Here is a 19873-nt window from a genome sequence, read left to right on the forward strand (position 1 = left end):
TTTACCTAAATTGCAACAAATTCGACTTTTTTGCTAACGCTTTCATGACTATTACCCTTTAACGCCGCCTAACGCGATACCCTCGATAACGCTTTTTTGACCAATGATAAAGATGATGAGGAGTGGCAGAATCGCCGATACGGCAGCGGCCATGATTAGCGAGTAGAACTCGCCGCTGAGCGACGTGAACTTCTGCATAGCCAGCGGAATCGTGAACAGCCGGTCCGTGCGAAGGAAGATCAGCGGATTCTGATAATCGTTCCAAGTCCAGATAAAACGCAGAATCGCATAGGTCGCAACTGCCGGTTTCACCAGCGGGAAGGCGATGCTCCAGTAGATTCGGAAATGGTTGGCCCCGTCTATTTTAGCAGATTCGATAAACTCTTGGTGAATTCCCATGAAGAACTGACGCAGCATAAAAGTTCCCAATACGCTGAAGCTGCTAAGGATAATCAAGCCCCAGTGGCTGTCGAACAAACCGATTTGACGGTACAAAATAAACTGAGGAATCAGAATCGCCTGGCTTGGCACCATGTAAGTGGCAAGCACGATCAGGAAAACGAAATTGCTGCCTTTGAACTTGATCTTCGAGAAGCCGTATGCGGCAAGCGATGAGAACAACGCCGAGATACAGGTCGTAATGACGGCGATTTTGATGGAATTCAAATAATATTTCCAGAAGGGATAGTCCCCTACCCATACTTCCTTATAGTTCTCGATGGCGTGCCAGTGACGCGGTATCCATTCGATCGGGTAGACAAAGACGTCCTTCTCGATCTTGAACGAAGTGACCAGCATCCAGATGAACGGAAGCAGGAACATGATACTGACGGCAAACATGAGGACGGTCAGAACGCCTTTGCGCCAGTTGAAAGCTGTGTTAGATGTCTCCATAAGGTTGGTCTCCTTCCGTTAGTAATTAACCCATTTTTTCTGCGCAAGCCATTGTCCGAAGGTAATGAGAAGGACGAAAATAAACAGCATGGCCGCGATCGACGATGCATAGCCGACCTTCAAATTCACGAATGCCGTATCGTACAGATACCATACCATCAGCGACGTGGAGCCGATTGGCCCGCCTTGCGTCATAACCGCGATAATGTCGAATACTTTAAAGGTCGAGATAATGCCGGTTACAAGCAGGAAGAACGATGTTGGGGACAGCAGCGGGAACGTAATGCGCGAAAATTTGATCCAGCCGTTCGCCCCGTCAATATCGGCCGCTTCGTACAGATCCTTCGGAATCGACTGCAGACCGGCGATGTAAATAATCATGTTGAAGCCAATCGATGTCCATACGACAATCATCATTATGGAGGCAAGCGCGAAATGCGGATCCGCGATCCACTTCGGCGGATTGCTTACGCCAAGCGTGTGCAGAATCTGGTTGATCGGGCCGAAAGACGGCTGGAACAATACCTGCCACACGATCGCTACGGCAACAATGTTGGAGATGTAAGGCATAAAGTAAGCAACCTTGAAGTAGCTTTTCAAGTAAACATGGCGGTCAATGATGACGGCGAGCACCATGGAAATCAGCATGTAGATCGGTACAGCTAGCAGGAAGATAAAGTTATTGCGTACCGAACGGATGAACTGATCGTCATGGAACAGCTTCTTGAAGTTGCCGAAGCCGACCCAGTCAATCCCTTTCCAGCCCTGAACAAAGTTCCAGTCGGCGAAGCTGAGTACGATTGTCGCAACAATCGGAAGAAGAACGAGAATACATACGCCAATGAGCATCGGGCTCACGAACAGCCATCCGGCCAGCGTCTCTCCGCTTTGCAGCGAGCGTACTTTTTTCGGCTTCTCCAGCTTGCCCATCATTTGCGGTGAAGTCTCCATCTTAAGCACCTCGAATTTCTTAGAATAGTAGGAAGTAGTGAAGTTGTTTTTATTATAGAGAATGAGGGAACGCGACCTATGCCGTTATTTTTACTTTTTTCTTGTTAGAATTGACTTCTTGGCTGGGGACTCGTCGAACGTTGCGTTGCCCGGGGACATGGGGATCGGGGGGATCGGGGGTTCTTCCGGATTCTAACGAAACGTGGTAACGCTATTTGGCGAAAAACAGCGGTTTTCCAAATCTAACGAAACTATATATCGCTATTGATGCATTTCGTCGCTAAAAACGGGGTAAAAGCCGGGAATAACGATACGTAGTTTCGTTAGAAATAGAAAGCCTCCCATTTTGGGCAAATAGCGATACGTAGTTTCGTTAGAAAAAAGAGACTGCCCCATGATGGGGCAGCCTGGGGCAGTTTTGTAGGGTGTGAATTCTTAATTCCCCGCTAAATACTCCAGTATTTAGCGGTTCGGACGAATGGATCAAATGTATGAGTATTTTCGTTGCCGGAATCAAACTTGTTTTCCTCCTGGACTTAATTCCTGTAGCTATTAGTCCTTCACAATTGGCATACTGCCTTTATAACCGCAAACGGGACAAGTAACGATCCGTTGATTGATTACTCCCGTTTTTAAGGCAAAAGCGAAATCCTTCTTCGATAACTTAAATCGACTACGGCATGCCGGGCAGACAAAATGCGTGGATTTGGTGCAATAATCGATGTACTTGTAAGTTAAAAGAATGATCACCGCCAGCGGGACAACGATCTGAAGCAGGATGACGACTGGACCGTGTTGATCCATCCTATTTGCCTCCTTCTTTGAATTTCAACTTAAGAATATCACAGTATGTCTTGGCAGCCGATATTTAGAAGCTATAAATAAAGAGGAGCTGTCCTTAAGACAACTCCTCTTTCTCTTCCGTTTCTATTACGGCAACTGCCCGAACCGGCGACCCGTCGCCGCCGGCGATCCGCAGCGGAAACCCGTAAAACTTAAAGTCCGTATCATCGGGAAGACGATTCAATCCCTGCAGTCCCGTATAGGTTACGATGTTGATCCCGAGCAATGCCCGCTCCAATTCTTCCGTCAATTCACCGCCAACAAAAGGTGGTCGCAGCGCAGCGAGCCGATGAAAGCATTCCAGCCCGGCCGACTCGAAGAAAAACAACCCCCGCCCTTCCGGCCATGAAGAATCTCCAACCCGCACTAAACGCGAAACCCCAAAAAATCGCTCTACCGGCAGCTCATCCAAGGTTGCGGCACCAGCATGCATATGAGATGGAGCATCCACATGTGTCCCGGTGTGGCTGCCCATGGAAAGATGCCGCAATTGCCAAGTATGTCTTTCGTATGTATGTGCTACCTTGACCTTAACTTCCGGATCGCCGGGATATACGGCCATTCCATCAGCAATGGGTACCGACAAATCAATTACTCTCATATAACCGTCCCCCTTCTGCAGACTATTATATACCGCATTAACGGCACATTGGACATCGAAGGGCAATATCATACATTAGTCTAACTAAGGAGAATGTATGACTATGAATCGGATATATGATTATATCGTCGTCGGAACTGGCCCCGCCGGTGCGGTAATCGCCAAAACCCTCACCGATGACAAGAAAACCTCCGTATTGCTCCTCGAGGCCGGGGCCAATAACGATAAGGATAAACCGATCACAGATTCGACCATGGCTTTGGAGCTGGAGGAGCAATATTACCCGCAATATTTTTGGCAAGGCGAAGGTATTCCTCAGACAGGACTGGATGACCGTATGTTTGAATGGACCACCGGCCGGCTTCTGGGAGGGGGCTCCTCGATCAACGGGGAGCAATATGTACGGCCTACCTCGGCAGTGATGAAGGAGTGGGAACGATTATTAGGGCCTCAATGGTCTCCCCAGCAGGCTGTCCGGCGATTTAAGGAGTTAGAAAAGTATAATGGGGAGACCGACAATCCTGCTGCCCGCGGATATCACGGAAGAATTGATATTCGGCAAGCCCCGAACCATCCGACTTCGATGGCAAAGAAACTGGTAGCGGCCATTGAGAAAGCAACGGGATTCCCGGAAATTCTAGATTATAATGACCCGGACACGCCTCTCGGCCCCTTTTCTCGCTGGCAATTGTACCAAAATCCGAACGGCCGCCGGGAAAACTCATCCGCCGCCTTTCTTTCTCAAGACATTATGAAGCCGGATGGCCGGGGAGTAAATGGACGTCGTCTGCGAGTGTTGTTCAACTCCACGGCTCTGCGAGTTATTTTCTCAAACAAACGTGCCAAGGCCGTTGAGTTTCTACAAGACGGTAAGCAGCAAAAAGCCGAGGCTAGAAAAAAGATCATTATTTCGGCAGGCATCAATAGTGCTCAGCTGTTAATGCTGTCCGGCATCGGGCCCGCTTCCATGCTAAGGGAGGCAGGTATTCCCTGCATATTCAACAATCCGAATGTGGGCCGGAGTCTAAGAAACCACACACTCAACTTTGCGGTATTTACAACAAACCCCGATGACGCTGCATTGCCTCCGAATGATAGCAATGCCCTTTACACCGGAGGAGCCTTTTTGCCCGATCCAACCGGTTCGAATCATGAACGCCGAGCGGTGCAAATGCTGGGCTTAGGCACGGAAGGCATGTTAACGTTGACATTGATTTATTTAAAGCCGAAGAGCCGCGGATCCATACAAATACAAAATAAGGATCCGCTTAAAATCGTGCTTGGGGATGAAGGTTTTATGACGGATCCATCCGATATGGAAGCCGTAAAAAATATTTATAAAATCTATGTCAAAAATATAGCAGCCGAATTGGCCTCCATCGACCCCTCTTACCGCCTCGTTTCGCCAACGCCCGATGTAATTGACAATGACCATAAGCTGGAGGAATTTATTAAACAAAATTTCGAGCACAACCATCATCAGCAAAGCTCCCTTCGCATGGCGCCTTTAAAGAGAGGGGGAGTTGTGGATCGGCTCGGGGGCGTACATGGGGTGAAGAATTTAATCGTTGCGGATGCCTCCGTCATACCGTTTACGGTTGACGGCAATACGTCCGCTGCCGCGTATTTGATCGGTTACACGGTTGCCAAGAGGTTACTAAATCGGGGACGGTTATTTGAAACCGAAGAAGAATAGCCGCTTCCCCATGCGGACGATGAAGGTGCCGGCAGCGGCGCGATGCACCTTGATGGGTTGGCTTCGGCTCGCCACGATCGTTGGTCCCGGCCACATGCCGTTGCACCTCAAAATCGGCGTAGGCGAAAAATCCCGGTGGACCTGCTGCTCGTTCTGCTGCATTCGCACCTCATAGTAAGGTTTGCCTTTTACCTTCTTTACCGGCCGCAGGATAGCGGAATCAGCAGTGGATCGACAAACTTCGGAATCGTGTTCGGATCCGCAGGATTCACTGTCATTTCATTTCCTGTGCGCCGGATGTTTAATTTCCATACGCAATGCAACTAAAGTTACTCACTTTTCGTTAAGAGACTTAGATGAAAAATATGCCAGAATCCATAAAGGCAAAAGCCGGCGGTCGGTTTCTTCTTTATGTTTACATATAGTAAATTTAGCGGCAGCGGTTTATTTTTTATTCTCAAATGCCGTTAACAAGAATAAGCAGTAAACATTTTCCAAGGAAAGGATAGGGAATTAGTGAAGGAAAACATCAGAGGAATTCTGTCGTTCAAGCTGGTTCGCGGCTGGCTGGCAGCCGTGCTTACCATGACGCTTGTCATGACTAGTCTTGATGGAGTTGCGCATGCCGCGACGACGGATACCGTAACAGGCATCGAATGGAGCTACGCGGAGTCGGACTACAATGCAGGCACATCATCGCTGGAAATGTACGTCGAAGACGGCAAAGTTGACCTCACCGTGCTTGCGTCCATATCGGGCTCAGCATCCAAAAAAGACGTAACGGCCGACGTAACGTGGAAATCATCCAATAGCTCTATAGTCAAAGTTGATAAAGGCGTGTTAAGCGGCATAGGCAAAGGCACAGCTACCATCACCGCTGCCTATAAAGGGTTCTCCTTATCGATCAAAGCGACTTCGGATTTCGTATACGACCAGGTTACGATTATGCAAAATGGACAAGCTGCTCCCGCTGCCTTAACGGACGTACTTCTTGGGCAGTCGCTAGTCTTTACGCTTGACGGAGACGGTCAGAACATTACGGACGATGCGACCTGGACAACTTCAAGCTCGTCTATCGCTACCGTCGATGACGGCCGCATCACGCTTGTTGGTGCGGGCACGGTTACGATCACGGCGAAGCATAAGGGCAAGTCAGACTCTATTAAGCTGACGATCTCGTCGCCTTACAAATCCATCGCTATTACTCCGGAAGCGGCTAACGATCTGTTGGAGCTTGAAATTGGCGGCGATGATTACAAGCTGGAAGCAGACGCCGTTCTGAAATCCGGCGAGACTTCTAACGTAACAAACGCTGCCAAATGGATAAGCGCCAATACCAAAGTACTTACGGTGAATAAAGGCGTCTTAACTGCCGTAAGCGCAGGCAAAACGACCGTCACCGTCTCTCATCTTGGAGTGACGGACACGCTCACGGTTGTCGTCCGGACTCCTTACCAGTCCATCAAGATTGCTCCGGAGAAAGAGTACCATATGCAATTGCAGGACGCTCCTCTGCAGATCAAAGCGGAGGTACTCAGCAATTCGAACGTAACCTCGGACATTACTGCCGCAGGAGCCTGGACTTCTTCCGATGTTACTGTCGCTACCGTTGATCAAGGCAAAGTCATTGCGAAAGCGGTTGGCACCACCAAGATTACGGTAGCTTACCGGGGCGTTAGCCGCAGTATCGATGTGACGGTATATCCGAGCATTACCAAGCTGAAGGCTGAAAAATCGTTGATTGACGGCTTCAAAGGGATCGAAGGCGAGCTTCCGAAAGTAACGGCAACAACGTTCGACGGCTCCAGCGTCGACGTCTCGAAGCTTGTGAAATGGACCGTTTCAGACGATGATATTGCTGAGCTTAAGGACAGCGTCTGGACAGCCAAGAAGCTTGGGGAGACAACCTTCACGGGAACTGTACAGGATCTGAAGGCCACGGTAAAGCTTGTTGTTCATTTGAAGCCAATTAAGCTTCTATCCGAAGCCAAAGACTTGAGCATTATTTTGGGTAAAGAAACGAATCTTCCAAACGTAACGGTCGTCTACGAGGACGGCACGGAAGCCGATATTTCCGAAGCGATGGAATGGAATACGACATCCGACAATATCGTTTTGCTGGAAAAGACGTTAAAAGGCCTGGAGGCATCAAACGTAACTTTAACAGGCAGCTATCTGAATAAAACCGTCTCCGTTCGAGTAAAGATCGAAGAGGAAATCGTTAAGATGGTTGTGGAGCCAACGAAGCTTGAGCTGAATCCGGGACGATCCAAAGCGGTTAAGGTCACGGGCTATTACAAGGATGGCAAGAAGGTTTCCATCGGTACCAAAATGAACTGGGTTGTTGCAAACGAGAATGTTGCTGCAATTAGCGGTTCATCATCCGTTAAGGCCCTTGATGTCGGTACAACCAAGGTGACGGGCAAATACCAAGGCAAAACGGTTGAAGTCCCTGTCGCGGTTACGCCAAAGCTGAAATCATTGCAGCTCTCGAGTAAATCCGCGCAGATGTCGGCAGGCGACACTTTGACGATCAGCGCGCAAGCCATCTACTATACGGGCAACCCGGCGAACGCGACAAGCAGCGCAGCTTGGACTTCCTCCAATACGTCGATCGCAACCGTCAAGGATGGCAAAATCACGGCGGTTCGCCAAGGCAGCGCAACGATTAAAGCAGCCTTCGGCGGTAAATCCGCCTCCATTCGGATCACGGTGAAATAACCCGATACGGTTAAACAAAAAGCCTTGCTCTCAACGTTAAGACGTTGATGGCAAGGCTTTGTTTCGCTTTTGGGGAAGATGTGCCTGTCAGCTGGCTTCATCCGCCCTCTTTCTTAATCCGCTCAACATCACGTCAAATGACGCTTCAAAAGTTGGGGTCAGCCTATCCATCAGCTGCTTCACCGTTTCTTCGGACGGAGCATACGTGGCAATGATGCCATACAACGTAAAAAAATAAATACGCGTATACATCAAAAGTTGTTCATCGCGAAGTCTATTTTCCAAGCACTCTTGGATGATTAGCGTCAGCTTCTCGAACAACTGGTTTCGAGCCAGATTGATTTCAAGCTTCGGATTTTTTTCATCCACTCTTTCCGACTTTGTATTAATAAACACCCCGTATAAGCTGCGGTTGGTCAGACAGAATTCGATGATCATCAGACTCATCTTCTTCAATTTGTCATCCGGTAACAGCGATTGAATCATGATTTCCTCAATCTTGCCTATGAGGTATTGAACGGGCGGCATAGAGAGCTGATGCAGCAAATCTTCTTTATCTTTGAAATAAATATAGATGGTCGTATGCGAGCATCCTGCCAGTCTGGCTATATCGCGCATGGTTACGGCGTCATACCCGCGGTTGCTGAATAACTCGCTTGCCGCGGCAAGGATGCTTTTCTTCGTTTCCTCCGACCTTAGTACTTGTCTGGATGTCACCTTTGGTCCACCTCTTCATCTAAAACTAAAGAAATTGTAACCAACGGTTAGGCCTAGAGTCAATCCGGACGAACGGCTTAACGGGTAATTTTGTTATCCAGCCATCCGCAAAGCAGCGTAAAGATTAGCAAAAACAAGATAAAACTCACGGCAATCGACTCCTTTTAAAATAGACTTAAAACGTCCGTTGCCAATGCGAAGACCAGCATGATTCCGAGTACAATCGATGATAGAATCGCCTCCTTCACCCTTGTTCCTCCTGCTTTTCGTAAAGCTGACCTCATATACAGGATGAAACCAATTATTAGCAGGAGCAGCTCTAGGGCGATGGACAGCCCTTCTAATTTCCATACCCCAAAACCTAATAAGGGCAGGTTCCCCCAATTTCCGGGGAGGATCGGCATATCCGCTCGATGAACGACGAGGTCAAGCAACCAATGGCTGAAGACGACCGCGCCTAAAACAAAGCCGGCCTTCCTGCCCCAACATTTTTTGGCTAACATTCCCGCTAATACAGCGATGATCATGGCTCCTAATAACGAGTGGGTATAATCCGCATGGATGATTCCCTTGCCGTATCCGCCGCCAAACGGCGTGTCTATCGTCTCAATCCCCGTTAAATACAACGGAACGAATACGGCGTCCAATAATTGCGTTGCCAACATTAACGCCCACAACGGTACCTCCGGCGTCTTGGCTCTTACACCTGCGGCCAAACCAAAATGTCCTGCAAACATGCTTATTCACGCTCCCATCCCATATAATAACCAACGGTTACAAACCACTGGTTATTATATAACCAGTGGTTACTTTATTTGTCAACTCTTTTTTGTCTGTATCGAAAAAAGCGACCGTGCATGTCAGCACAGTCGCTTTTTTTTTGCTCGCTAATTTATCCGTTCAACAACCCTGCCGCTACCAGCAAACGTTTCAGAAGCGTTGCGGCTTCGGCGCGGGTTACGCTGCCTGCAGGTGCAAAGGAGCCGTCTGGCAAACCTTTTAGCAGCCCTGCCCCGGTCGCTTTGCCAACCGCATCGGATGCCCAATTGGAGATTTGGCCGGCATCCTTGTAGTTCAAGCCAGCTGCGGCAAGCTTGCTGCTTGTTGCCAGCTCCATGGCCTTAACGGCCATCATCGCCATCTCTTCGCGGGTTACTTTGCTGTTTGGACGGAAGAATCCGTCCTCATAACCATTGATGATGCCCGCACCTGATGCGAGCTTCACCGTTTCCTCATACCAGCTGCCGGCTGGAACATCCTTAAAGATGCGTGCCTCGCCAATCTGGCGAAGGCCTAAAGCGCGAACAAGCATTGCGGCGAACTCGGCACGGGTTACCGCGCGTTCCGGTTCAAACTTGTCTGCCGATACGCCGTTCAGAATACCTTTGCCTGCAAGGAGGGCAATGTCCGCTTTAGCCCAATGGACTGCCGTATCCGTAAAGGCACGTTCCAGCTTTGCAGCGGTATAAATACTGTTGCCCATGCTCTTAATGGCCGCAACGGTCTTGCCGTCCTTCACGGCAATAAGGGCAGGTACCGAACTAAACGTACCTTTTGCCGGGTCATAGACCAATACGGTTAATTGGCCTGCATCCTGCGCGCCGTCTACCGCAATGGTTCTTTCCACGTAAACGCCGCCAAAGCTTGCAATAACAACCGTTTGCGCGCCGGATTGAACCGTGATGCTGAAATCCAGCGCAGAGCCAACCGTCGTTACGCCTTGGTCTGCCGCATCCTTATTCAGCTTGGCTGTCAGATCGGCCGCAGGCGATTGGATCGAGAAGGTCCAAATCGCGTTAGCCGTATCTGTAATCCCGTTAGCCTTGAGGATCAGGGCTAGCTGCTTCAGTGGGAACGTGAAGCTTCCCTGCTTGCTCTTCACAACCAATACCGTATCCGGCTTGGAGCCGGCCAGCGCCAGCAATGCTTTTACCGTAAAGGCTGCTTTGCCGGATGCCGCTGAAGCACCGATATCAACCGTAACGACAGAATGTCCGTCGTTGACTTTGTTTTTCAAGGCTAGGTCATTGTCTTCCGGCTTCCCAGCTGCCGCAATGACATCCTTGCCGTTGCCGTCAGTATCGCCCGTGTTGCCCGGATTCGTACCTGTGCTGCTGTCTTCCTCGCCTGTCACTTGAAGCGTAAATACCCGTTTGATGCCTTTATAGGTGACGGAGATTATTGCATTCCCTGGACGCACTGCTTTTAATACTCCGTTATCCAGATAAGCAATATTGCTGTTATCAGTCGTGATAACCGCTTCTCCCGTCACGTCCTCTCCGCTGCGGTTATAGACGTGAACCGCTTCCGAAGCCCGTTTCTCCATCTCGAAAGGACCGATACGGTCATTTCCAACCGCGAACCGGAACGGTTTTAACAGGCTTGCAAAGCCTTCGTTCTGCTCCTCGAAAGCAAAGCCCGGATTCGAATCATTCACAACAGAGATCCGTTCACCGCGCACGATAAGGTTATCCGCAATAACGGAGCCTTTTACGTTAGGAGTAACATCTACCCCGTTTGTACCCGCACCGTCAATAACCGTATTTTCGATGGAAACGCCGCTCACGTTAAAGTTGCCATGAACAAGCAGTCCGGCATACGTGCTGTTGAGAGCCGTGTTATTCCGGATGCGTACAGTACCGTTCAGATCCTTCTCGCTTGCGAATACCCAAATCGCGCCAAGATTCATGCCATAGCCTGTATCGAAGCTGCCCGTGCGAATCAGCGTATTGCGTTCAACCACCGTTGTACCGCTGAACGGCACCGGATTGAAACGTGTCGATATGGCTACGCCCGCACCGTTAGTAATGGTGTCTTTGGCGATATTGTCGGTCAGCTTATTGTCTTTACCGCCGAAAATAACCATATTATCAGCCAGCCAAGGAAGAGATACGGTGTTAAAACGCGCCGTATTATTTACGCTGGCTACGCCTTCCGCGGACCACATCGCAATGCCGTCGTCACCCGGGTAACGGATGTCGCTTTGCTCTAGCATGCTATTGCTCGTTCCGACACAGAAGTTAATGCCGTCCGCCATCAGATTGCGCATTCGGAGACCAACCATATGCAAGCTGTCCGTATAGCCGGTGCTTCCTTTCAGTCGCGTCAGCCAGAGCCCCGTCTTGGAATGCTCAATCCATACATTCTGGATAACGGAGCCTGGGCCAAATTCGCCTTCGAAGCCATGCGTGCTTGCTTCGTCATCGCGCACATTCAAGTCGCCGTCAACGAGCAGGTCATACACTTCGGTATGTCCGCCATCGCCGATAAATCTGGCTCCAAGAAGCGTGGTATACCACATGCCCGCACCGCGGATCGTCACGTCGCTGACATGCAGCAGGCTGCTGCGAAGCTCAAACGTACCCGCCGGGAACCAGACGCCTTTGCCTGCTGCTTTGGCTGCTGCCATGGCGTCGTTAAAGGCTGCCGTATCATCCGCGCCGTCATCGGCGGTTGCGCCGTAATCCGCAACGGAGAGGAAGCCATCCGGCATGGTCAAAGGATCCGCAACCTGCTCCATGTCGGCCAAATCGATTACGTAGTAATCCGCCGTGCTGTCCTTGTCTTTCTCCAACCGGATCGTTGCACCGGCAGGCACATCGCCGATATGCGCATGGATCTCGTCGAAGAAGCGGTGCGCGCTGCCCTGCTTCGGATCATTGGACCAAGGATAGCTGCCGTATTCCCAAGCATATTTTGAAGTCAAATTCAGCTTTTGCTTAAATTCGCCGTTTACGTAAAGACCTAGCGTTTCCTGCAGGCCGCTGCCGTCCGCGCTGTCCGGAATCGCATAACGCAAGACGATAGAGTTAGCAGGCTGAGCGAGGGTAAACTCTACATATTCGCCGGTCTCCTTAAGCGAAACCGCCTGTCTGCCCGAAGCTTCGGAGGCCATGTCGCGGTATACTCGGGATGGCCCAATCAATGCGGCATTGGTAGCCGCATGCTCCGCTTCGTAAGTAACGTAAGGAACGGTCGCTCCGCGATAAGCCAGATTCACCGCATGATCAATGGAGAGCGAATCAATGGAATAGCCGCCGCTGCCTGATGCTCCCTGTACCGTAACCGTATTTACGCCTACGCGAAGATCAAGCGACAACTTGGCGTTCTTCCAGCTCGAACCCGCAGGGAGGTTTACGTCATCAGACGGAATACCGTTAACCGTTACTTTCAGGGTACCGGTTTGACTTCCCAGGTAACGTATGAAAGCCTCGTAAGCACCTGCTTCTTCCGCGTTCACAACAAAGCGGATCAGGTCGCTTTTATTCTTCAAGCCCGCTAGATAACCCGTGCCCGTATAACCTTCCGATAAAGCTGCCGCCGAGATGCTTTGACTGTGGAAGGCGTTCTCCGCTTCGTAAACAACCTTGTCTTGCACCGGAGTAAAACTCCAAACGGCCGGGGAAGCGACTTCGCCGTAATGCAGCGCACCGCCCTCTACATGCAAGGCTCCCTTCTTATCTGCCGCATTAACTAGAGCAAAATGCCCCAACCGCTCTTCCATAACCCACTGCTCGGCATCCGTAATAGCCGCACTTTCTTTGAGAGTAAGGTCCAGCGACAGCAGCTTGCCCGTAGCGCGGTTCTTGATCAGCTTGCGACCATTGTAGTCCTGCAGCAGCCATTCCGCGCTAGAATTACCCGGGCCGGAGCTTGCCGTTATAACCGCCGTGCCGTTTGATTCAGCTAGATTTTTACCGCTTGCCGTTATGGTGATGTAATTGGTATCGTTAAAAATCGGAGTGCCGGTCACTTCGTTCCGCTCATCGCCCATTACCGGCGCCCTAAAGTCAACCGGCGCGTTGTCAAAGCTCCATTGCAGCGTCCCGTAGGATGCAGGGAACAAGCCGCGTTCCGCGTAGCCCGCACTATTTTGCACATTGATATATTCATCGTCAAAGCTGCCGTATAAGCTGCGGATCAAATAGGTCGTGCCTTGCGGCTCGATGGACCAATCCGCTCTTGCCGCCGCTCTTTCCAATGCTCCGCTCGTGATGTAGCGGTAATTATCGTCTACCGAGACGTAATGACCGGTTACGCGGTTGCGGATCCGGTAAGATCCGTTATCTGCTTCAAGCAGCCAATGCGAGTAGCCGTTATCCGCATCCACGTTGCCGTACAGCACAACGCCGCCATGGTTCTCGTAAAGGAATTGGCCGGTTGCGGCATTTTTGATCCGGACGGGAACGGCTGGCAGCGGCGCTTTCGGCACCTCAACCGCTTCCGCCGCGAACTGCCCTTCAGCATTGCCGGCAACAAGCTTGCTTACTTTCGCATACCCTGCATCGCCCCCGCTCGCCTCATAGACATAATGGCCGGCCCAAGCGCTCTTCATATTCACATAGCCTTCATTTGCGCTGTCCTGCAGGTACCACTTGGCGCTGCCCCATTGCGGGTAGATGTTTTCCGCAACCAGCTTGAAGTCCGGCGCGTCCTGCTCGACCGAACCGCCGACGCCCTCCATCGAAACGTAATGGCCGGTTGCGAGGTTTTTGAGCCTTACCGATCCAACTCCGTCGCCTGCGTCTTCCGGGAACCAGATCGACGAGGTTTCGGATTCGGGAATATCGGCAAATTTCAATTTGCCTAAATCCGCGCCGGCTTCCGTCACTTCGTACAGATAACCGCCGGTCAGCTTGCTCTTGATCCGAAGATTGCTTGGCGCAGCCTCCGGCACATTGATAAAGCGCCAGCGCGGGCTGCCCCAGTTCGGATTAATAATGCCGTACTCGGCATATTTGGTCAGGTTCTGCAGGTTGATGAATTTCTGCGAGCCCTCTGCGTCGTTTACGTCCAGAACGCTATGAATCAGCCTGGAGCCGCCGCCTTTATCCTCGATGACCCATACGGCGCTTCTCCAGTCGTCCTCCACGTCGGATACTTTGATATGACCGTCCGTTACATTTTGCAGGTTGATATAATGGTTGGTCGCTCGGTTCTTGATCCGCTTGCGGCCCTGGAACCGCTCAATGACCCATTGATCCCGCTGATCGTCCTCGCGGATATTGCCGTATTTCAAATTGCCCTGCGAATCCTCGTACAGATACATGGATTGCCATTCATTCATAATGCGCACAAATTGCGGGGAACCATCCGTTGCTGCCGATGCATCGGCAACCAGCCATTGCGCCGGATTTGTATTCGGATCAACCGTGCCCGCTTGGGCAGAACCCGTTGCATCCGCGTTATGCAGATAGACATTGGCTCCGCTAGCGCTTTGGATCGTCTTATAATCGTCGTAGATTTTTGAAGATGCTATTGTCCACTCGTAAGAAGAATCGATAGCTGAAAGTTTATCCGCCGTCAGAGGATCTGTCGGCCGGGCCGACCCGCTCCGGATATAATGGCCGGTTGCCAAGTTACGGATAAGCGTCTTGCCGTCGAAATCTTCCATTATCCATTGATAGAGGTAACTGCCTGCATTCGTGCCGTCCAGCGCTCCGTATTGAACAATACCGTTATTCTCATACAGATAAGAAGCCCCCGCCGCATCGTCGGAATAGCTTGCTATCCGGACAGGTTGAACATCCGCCGCCATATCGATCCGCCATTGCGCGCTTCCCCATGCCGGCTGGGCCCAGTCATTGGCACGGACATTGGTATCATCCGGGAACTGGGTATTCAGCACGTAATTTAACGGGGTTTCTCCTTGTGCAGCAAATACGTTTGCGAAAGTAACGAAGCCCGCGCTTGATGCCGCCGCCATCGTCCACTCGCTTTTCGTGCCGTCTTGCGCGATTGCTTTAAGCTGCATCCAACCTTCATCGCCTTGCGTAATGTAATGCCCGGTCGCGCGGTTCCTCAAGCGGACGACCGAGCTTCCGTCTTCCTTTGCTTCAACCGTTTCCATGTACCAATGAGTTGCCGGGTCGGTAATGCCGCCGGCAGCGCCGAATTTGACAAAGCCGTCTTTATCTTCGTACAAATATTGCCCGGCCTTGAACTGATTAACGATTCGTACCGGAACGCCTGCCGGATCAACCGGCTCCAGCGCCCATTGCGGGCTTTCGAACGTGATATTGATATCGCCGCTGACTTCGGCAAATCCGAGCTGGTCTTCCTGGTGAATGACCAGGTTCGCGGACGGGTCGCCGGCATTCTTAATAATGATATAACCGGCCCGGCTGGAATCCGCAAGGATCCATTGATCAGACGTGGTGCTTGTTGAAAGGTTTCGGCTGTAGAGAGGACTCCTCCGCTGTTTCGTATCCTCCATCGTGATGTAATGGCCGGTCGCGCGGTTTTTGATCCGCTTCACCCCGCCGCTTTCTTCAATCAGCCAATGGGAGCTCTCGTTGTCCATCGCCGTAAAGCCGTAACGGACAACGCCGTCCGAGCCCTCATACAAATAATTGCTTTTCCATTTGTTCTTGATCCGCACATAGCTGTCTGACCCGCTGCTAACCGCAGCGACTGTTTGACTGTTATCATTGTCGGCCGCATATACCGGAAACGCCGTCAACAGCAGCAGCAGCGCCATCAAAGCGGACAGCATCGCCTTGCTTCGTGCCATTCGTACTCCCCCTTAAGTCTCGTCAAGGATTAGTTGCATCTCCCATCTTAGAATGTAAGGGTTTACAGGACGAGGTGTATTATTGGGAATATTAGGTGTTATATTATGATGCTTGCCAGCGCATAGAAGCTTTATCTCTTCTTGCCGAATACGGCAAGGGTCAGCACGGAACCTCCGGAGAGCAATATCGCAATCAGGATAAAAGAGAGCTGCATGCCAGATAGAAACGACTGACTGCCGTTCAATACCGCTCCAAGCAAGGCAACACCAAGAACCGATCCCAACTGGCGGCTTGCGTTAATCGCCCCGGATACCGCGCCAGTCTGTTCCCTCGCTACGGAGGACATCACCGCCGCCATCAGCGAAGGAATGACAAGAGAAACTCCAAAGCCTATTAACAGCAAGCCAATACAACTCCAAGCATAGCTTGTGCCGGAATGGGTCCATGCCAGAATCAGCGTCCCCGCTGCTCCAAGGCCAAATCCTGCCGCCATAGGCTTGCGCGCGCCAATCCGGCTGACGATCCGTCCGGTCAGAATCGGATTAAAGGCCAGCGGCAGCATCATCGGGAGCAGGGACAGGCCGGCCGCATGAGCCGATAATCCTTTACTCTGCTGGAAGTATAAAGGCAATACAAACAGTACACCAGACAATCCCGCATTAATGGCCATTCCGGCTATCAGCCCCGTAGAAACGGTGCTGTTCTTGAACAAGCTTATAGGAAACAGCGGAGCATAACCTTTTGCCTCAATAATGACAAACAGGATCATACTCAAAGCCGCCAAACCAACCGTTCCCAAAATAACGGGAGAGCCCCAGCCATAGTACTGTCCCTCCATCAGACTAAAAGATAACGCAGCTATGGTAGCCAAAGCGGTTACCTGCCCGCCCGCATCAAAGCTCTTATGCGCGGATCGAGGAGTCTCTTCTGCCTGCATGCAAGTCAACAGCAGACTTACCGCGGCAATCGGTACATTAAGCAGGAAGATGCTCCGCCAGCCAAACGAGTCCACGAGTATTCCTCCAATCACAGGTCCTGCCGCCATTGCGGCTCCCGTAACTGCCGTCCATATTCCTAGCGCCTTGGCCCGTTCTCTCGGCACGGGATAGGCATGAGACAATAACGTTAACGAGGCCGGCAGCAAAGCTGCTCCCCCGATTCCAAGAATAGCCCGCAATACGATGAGCGCTCCTATAGTTGATACGACCGCGGATGCAGCCGATGCGGCAAGAAACAGGATGAGACCGCCGACATAGACCCGTTTGGCTCCCAATCGGTCTGCGAACACTCCCATTGAGAGCAAAAGCCCGGCAAACACGATCGTATAGGCATTCACGACCCATTGGAGATCGATGAGCCCTCCACCGAGATCTTCGTGGATCGCCGGAAGGGCAACGCTAACGACCGTCATATCCAGCAGCACCATAAAATAGCCAAGCGATAGTCCGAGCAGCAGCAGCCTGCTTCCGCCGGATACTTGTTGTAAAGCTTTCTCCATTGTTTTCCCCTACCTTACTCTTCATGTCGAATTCCCATAGAGTGTATAATGAATCCGACAAGAGCTTAAGAGGAGAGCTTATCCTAGGAGTTTTTCTTCTACGATAGAATTTAAATAAGCATTTCATTTCATAACGGGAAGAAGAAGGAAGGTTCTGTAGCATGGACGACTCGGTAAGATTAAAAGAGCTTGCGCAATTCTTGAAGACGCGGAGAGCCCGGCTGTCCCCGGAGCAAGCCGGATTGCCGGCCAGCGGGCGAAGGCGGACACCCGGGCTAAGACGCGGGGAAGTAGCTATGCTGTCCGGCGTAAGCGTGGACTGGTATACATGGCTGGAGCAGGCCCGTCCGATTCAGGTATCCGCTCAAGTATTGGATTGCATCAGCCGCGCGCTCCAGCTGGATGCCGATGAGCGTAAGCATTTGTTCCTGCTGGCTATCCAGCAGGTTCCGGCTGACCCCGCCTTGGAAGAAAACAGGATCGACGACAATTTGCAAAGCTTCCTTGACCGCCAAGGTACAAGTCCGGCTTTTATAACCGATCAACGTCTGATTATTAGAGCATGGAATAAAGCCGCAAATCTCATTTACGGTCCTTTCGATTCGATGTCGGAGCGCGAACGCAACACCGTATGGCGTTCTTTCCATTTGCCCGGCGTCCGGGAGCTTCTGAAGGAGAACTGGGAGAAGCATGCGCGGCACAGGCTTGCGCAATTCCGTGCCGGTTACGCCAAATTCCCGGGCGACGCCTGGTGGCTGGAGATGATTGACGAGCTGCAGCGAACAAGCGACGAATTCCGGGAATGGTGGCCGCAGCATGACGTGCTGAACGGACCGGAAGGGAGAAAGATCAATTATCATCCGAAAGCCGGAACTCTCGAGTTTAACCAGCTTTCCTTTATCGTATCGGACTCCCCCCACTTTACCGTCACTGTTAACCTCCCGGCTGATGAACAGACCGTCTCCAAGATGGAGCAGCTGCTGCGCAAGCACTAATGCTCCATCTTAAACAGAAACGCATCCGGTGAAGTTGGCGATTTACTGCCGCCGGAAGGTTCGATCGTAAGCGCAAGCTGGCTTGCGTTTACCAATGCCCCGGCTTTCACATAGAGATGGGCGTGCTTCTTCTCCGATTGCTCGAGCAATCCCAGGTTTACCCGGCTGCCGCCTTCCAGCGCCCATGCTTGTATGTCGTAATCGCGGCTCGACAACATGCCGTCAAGCAGAACCAGCATTTCGCCGGAGTCGCTGTTAAACCAGATATACCCTTCGCCCAGCTCATTGTTAAACGGATGCACTTTATAACTGGCCGTCTCCGGTGCGTTTATAAAGCCCAATGCTTCGGGCTCGTGCGCGGCGACGTAATCATTGCGCTGATCGGCAGGCTGCCGGACGCTGTTATAGAGCGAGGCCGCACAGACGACGAAAATGACGGCGGAGACAAGCGCGGCCGCCCATTTGCTGCGGGAAGTCCAGCCGCTTCGCAGCCGTTTAACGATACCGCGTCGCTGAACATGGGATCTCAAGCTCCTACGGATCCGATCCGACGGAAGTCTGTCTTCAGCGGTTTGTGAAATTCCTTCATTTGCAGCAGCAGGCGCAAGAATAGACCGCCACTCGGATACTTTTTCCCTGCAGGCACAGCATGTATTTAAATGATTGGCCATCTGGGCGTATCTCACGCCGGTCTGTTTCCCGAGCAGCCAATCAATCCATTGTTCTTCGCTATATCCAACCGCACATTGGTCTTTCGGCTTGCCGGTCATCTCCGCCCCTCCTCTACTCCGGTATTCCGGTCGCTTCCCCTTCGCTCCAGATGCTTCCTCATATTGTTTAATCCGTATCGCACCCACGATTTTACGGTGCCAAGCGGTACGTTCCAGGCAGCGGACAGCTCCTTCTGCGTAAGCGGGCTGTAATAGCTGTATGCGACCGCGTCCCGCTGATTACGGGGCAGCTTCATAAGCGCTTCGTTTAATTCCTCTTGCTCCAAACGCTGCAAGGCGATTTCCTCCGAACTTCGGCTGCTTGCTGCGGCGTCCTGCCCAAGCTCTTTATCCTTCTCGGCTATCCGTTTCGATCTGCGCAGACGGTCAAGCGAGCGGCTCCTGGTCATAACCGCCAGCCATGCCTCCAGCGATCCGCGCCCGGGATTATAATCCTTCCCCCGCCTCAGCACTTCAAGAAACACATCATGGCAAACATCCTCCGCCTCCATCCGTTCTCCCAGCATACGCAGCGCAACCTGCATGACAAGCGGCGCATATCGGGCATAAAACCGGTCAAAGGCATTTACCTCGCCTTCGCACATGTCGCGAAGAACCTCGCTCATATCCTCCAAGCGGCTCATCGCCATTCCTCCCCCGTTAACCGGATCAACCTTATCTACCTAACGTTGTACCAGATTTTTCGCCGGAGGAAAAATAAATTTTTTTTCAG

At 51.5% G+C, this 19873-nt stretch carries 14 protein-coding genes; 3 read left to right on the forward strand and 11 right to left on the reverse strand.

Features of this window, described 5'->3' with window-relative positions; genetic code table 11:
• Positions 1–51: 51 nt before the first annotated feature.
• The 4 genes from WFK81_RS22290 to WFK81_RS22305 all read right to left on the reverse strand — a co-directional run bounded on the left by WFK81_RS22290 (position 52) and on the right by WFK81_RS22305 (position 3289).
• Positions 52–894 (reverse strand): carbohydrate ABC transporter permease, encoded by an 843-nt coding sequence (locus WFK81_RS22290; protein ID WP_336788579.1) that lies wholly within the window; start codon positions 892–894, stop codon positions 52–54.
• Positions 895–912: 18 nt separating this feature from the next.
• A complete protein-coding gene (locus WFK81_RS22295) occupies positions 913–1845 on the reverse strand; it encodes a carbohydrate ABC transporter permease (RefSeq protein ID WP_336788580.1) in 933 nt (310 codons plus the stop codon).
• A gap of 552 nt (positions 1846–2397) precedes the next feature.
• The gene (locus tag WFK81_RS22300; protein ID WP_336788581.1) at positions 2398–2649 is read right to left on the reverse strand and encodes a hypothetical protein; all 252 of its coding nucleotides are present in this window, start codon (positions 2647–2649) and stop codon (positions 2398–2400) included.
• A gap of 94 nt (positions 2650–2743) precedes the next feature.
• Complete coding sequence (locus WFK81_RS22305) at positions 2744–3289, reverse strand: cyclase family protein (RefSeq protein WP_336788582.1); 546 nt, start codon at positions 3287–3289, stop codon at positions 2744–2746.
• A gap of 97 nt (positions 3290–3386) precedes the next feature.
• Between WFK81_RS22305 and WFK81_RS22310 the strand changes: the two genes are divergently transcribed.
• Positions 3387–4985 (forward strand): GMC family oxidoreductase, encoded by a 1599-nt coding sequence (locus WFK81_RS22310; protein ID WP_336788583.1) that lies wholly within the window; start codon positions 3387–3389, stop codon positions 4983–4985.
• Here WFK81_RS22310 and WFK81_RS22315 read toward each other — a convergent pair.
• Positions 4962–5147: a hypothetical protein gene (locus tag WFK81_RS22315; RefSeq protein ID WP_336788584.1), complete on the reverse strand. Its 186-nt coding sequence runs from the start codon at positions 5145–5147 to the stop codon at positions 4962–4964. The two genes, WFK81_RS22310 and WFK81_RS22315, sit on opposite strands and share 24 nt — an antisense overlap.
• A gap of 354 nt (positions 5148–5501) precedes the next feature.
• Between WFK81_RS22315 and WFK81_RS22320 the strand changes: the two genes are divergently transcribed.
• Positions 5502–7706, forward strand: a complete 2205-nt coding sequence (locus WFK81_RS22320; RefSeq protein ID WP_336788585.1) for an Ig-like domain-containing protein — start codon at positions 5502–5504, stop codon at positions 7704–7706.
• A gap of 87 nt (positions 7707–7793) precedes the next feature.
• Here WFK81_RS22320 and WFK81_RS22325 read toward each other — a convergent pair whose 3' ends face one another.
• The 4 genes from WFK81_RS22325 to WFK81_RS22340 all read right to left on the reverse strand — a co-directional run bounded on the left by WFK81_RS22325 (position 7794) and on the right by WFK81_RS22340 (position 17435).
• Positions 7794–8423, reverse strand: a complete 630-nt coding sequence (locus WFK81_RS22325) for a TetR/AcrR family transcriptional regulator (protein ID WP_336788586.1) — start codon at positions 8421–8423, stop codon at positions 7794–7796.
• Between the two features lie 164 nt (positions 8424–8587).
• The gene (locus tag WFK81_RS22330) at positions 8588–9160 is read right to left on the reverse strand and encodes a permease (protein ID WP_336788587.1); all 573 of its coding nucleotides are present in this window, start codon (positions 9158–9160) and stop codon (positions 8588–8590) included.
• A 155-nt stretch (positions 9161–9315) separates the two neighbouring features.
• Positions 9316–15936, reverse strand: a complete 6621-nt coding sequence (locus WFK81_RS22335; RefSeq protein WP_336788588.1) for an S-layer homology domain-containing protein — start codon at positions 15934–15936, stop codon at positions 9316–9318.
• A gap of 131 nt (positions 15937–16067) precedes the next feature.
• Complete coding sequence (locus WFK81_RS22340; protein WP_336788589.1) at positions 16068–17435, reverse strand: MFS transporter; 1368 nt, start codon at positions 17433–17435, stop codon at positions 16068–16070.
• A 161-nt stretch (positions 17436–17596) separates the two neighbouring features.
• Here WFK81_RS22340 and WFK81_RS22345 point away from each other — a divergent pair, with 161 nt between their 5' ends.
• Positions 17597–18430, forward strand: coding sequence for a helix-turn-helix transcriptional regulator (locus tag WFK81_RS22345; RefSeq protein WP_336788590.1), 834 nt, complete (start codon positions 17597–17599; stop codon positions 18428–18430).
• Here WFK81_RS22345 and WFK81_RS22350 read toward each other — a convergent pair.
• Positions 18427–19200 carry an anti-sigma factor gene (locus tag WFK81_RS22350; RefSeq protein WP_336788591.1) on the reverse strand — a complete coding sequence of 258 codons (774 nt, stop codon included), beginning with the start codon at positions 19198–19200 and terminating at the stop codon, positions 18427–18429. The genes WFK81_RS22345 and WFK81_RS22350 overlap by 4 nt on opposite strands.
• The gene (locus WFK81_RS22355) at positions 19197–19784 is read right to left on the reverse strand and encodes an RNA polymerase sigma factor (protein WP_336788592.1); all 588 of its coding nucleotides are present in this window, start codon (positions 19782–19784) and stop codon (positions 19197–19199) included. Before WFK81_RS22355 ends, WFK81_RS22350 begins: the two co-directional genes overlap by 4 nt.
• Positions 19785–19873 lie beyond the last annotated feature (89 nt).

This window comes from Paenibacillus sp. MMO-177, from assembly GCF_037147795.1.
In the GTDB taxonomy this organism is placed as follows: Bacteria; Bacillota; Bacilli; order Paenibacillales; family Paenibacillaceae; genus Pristimantibacillus.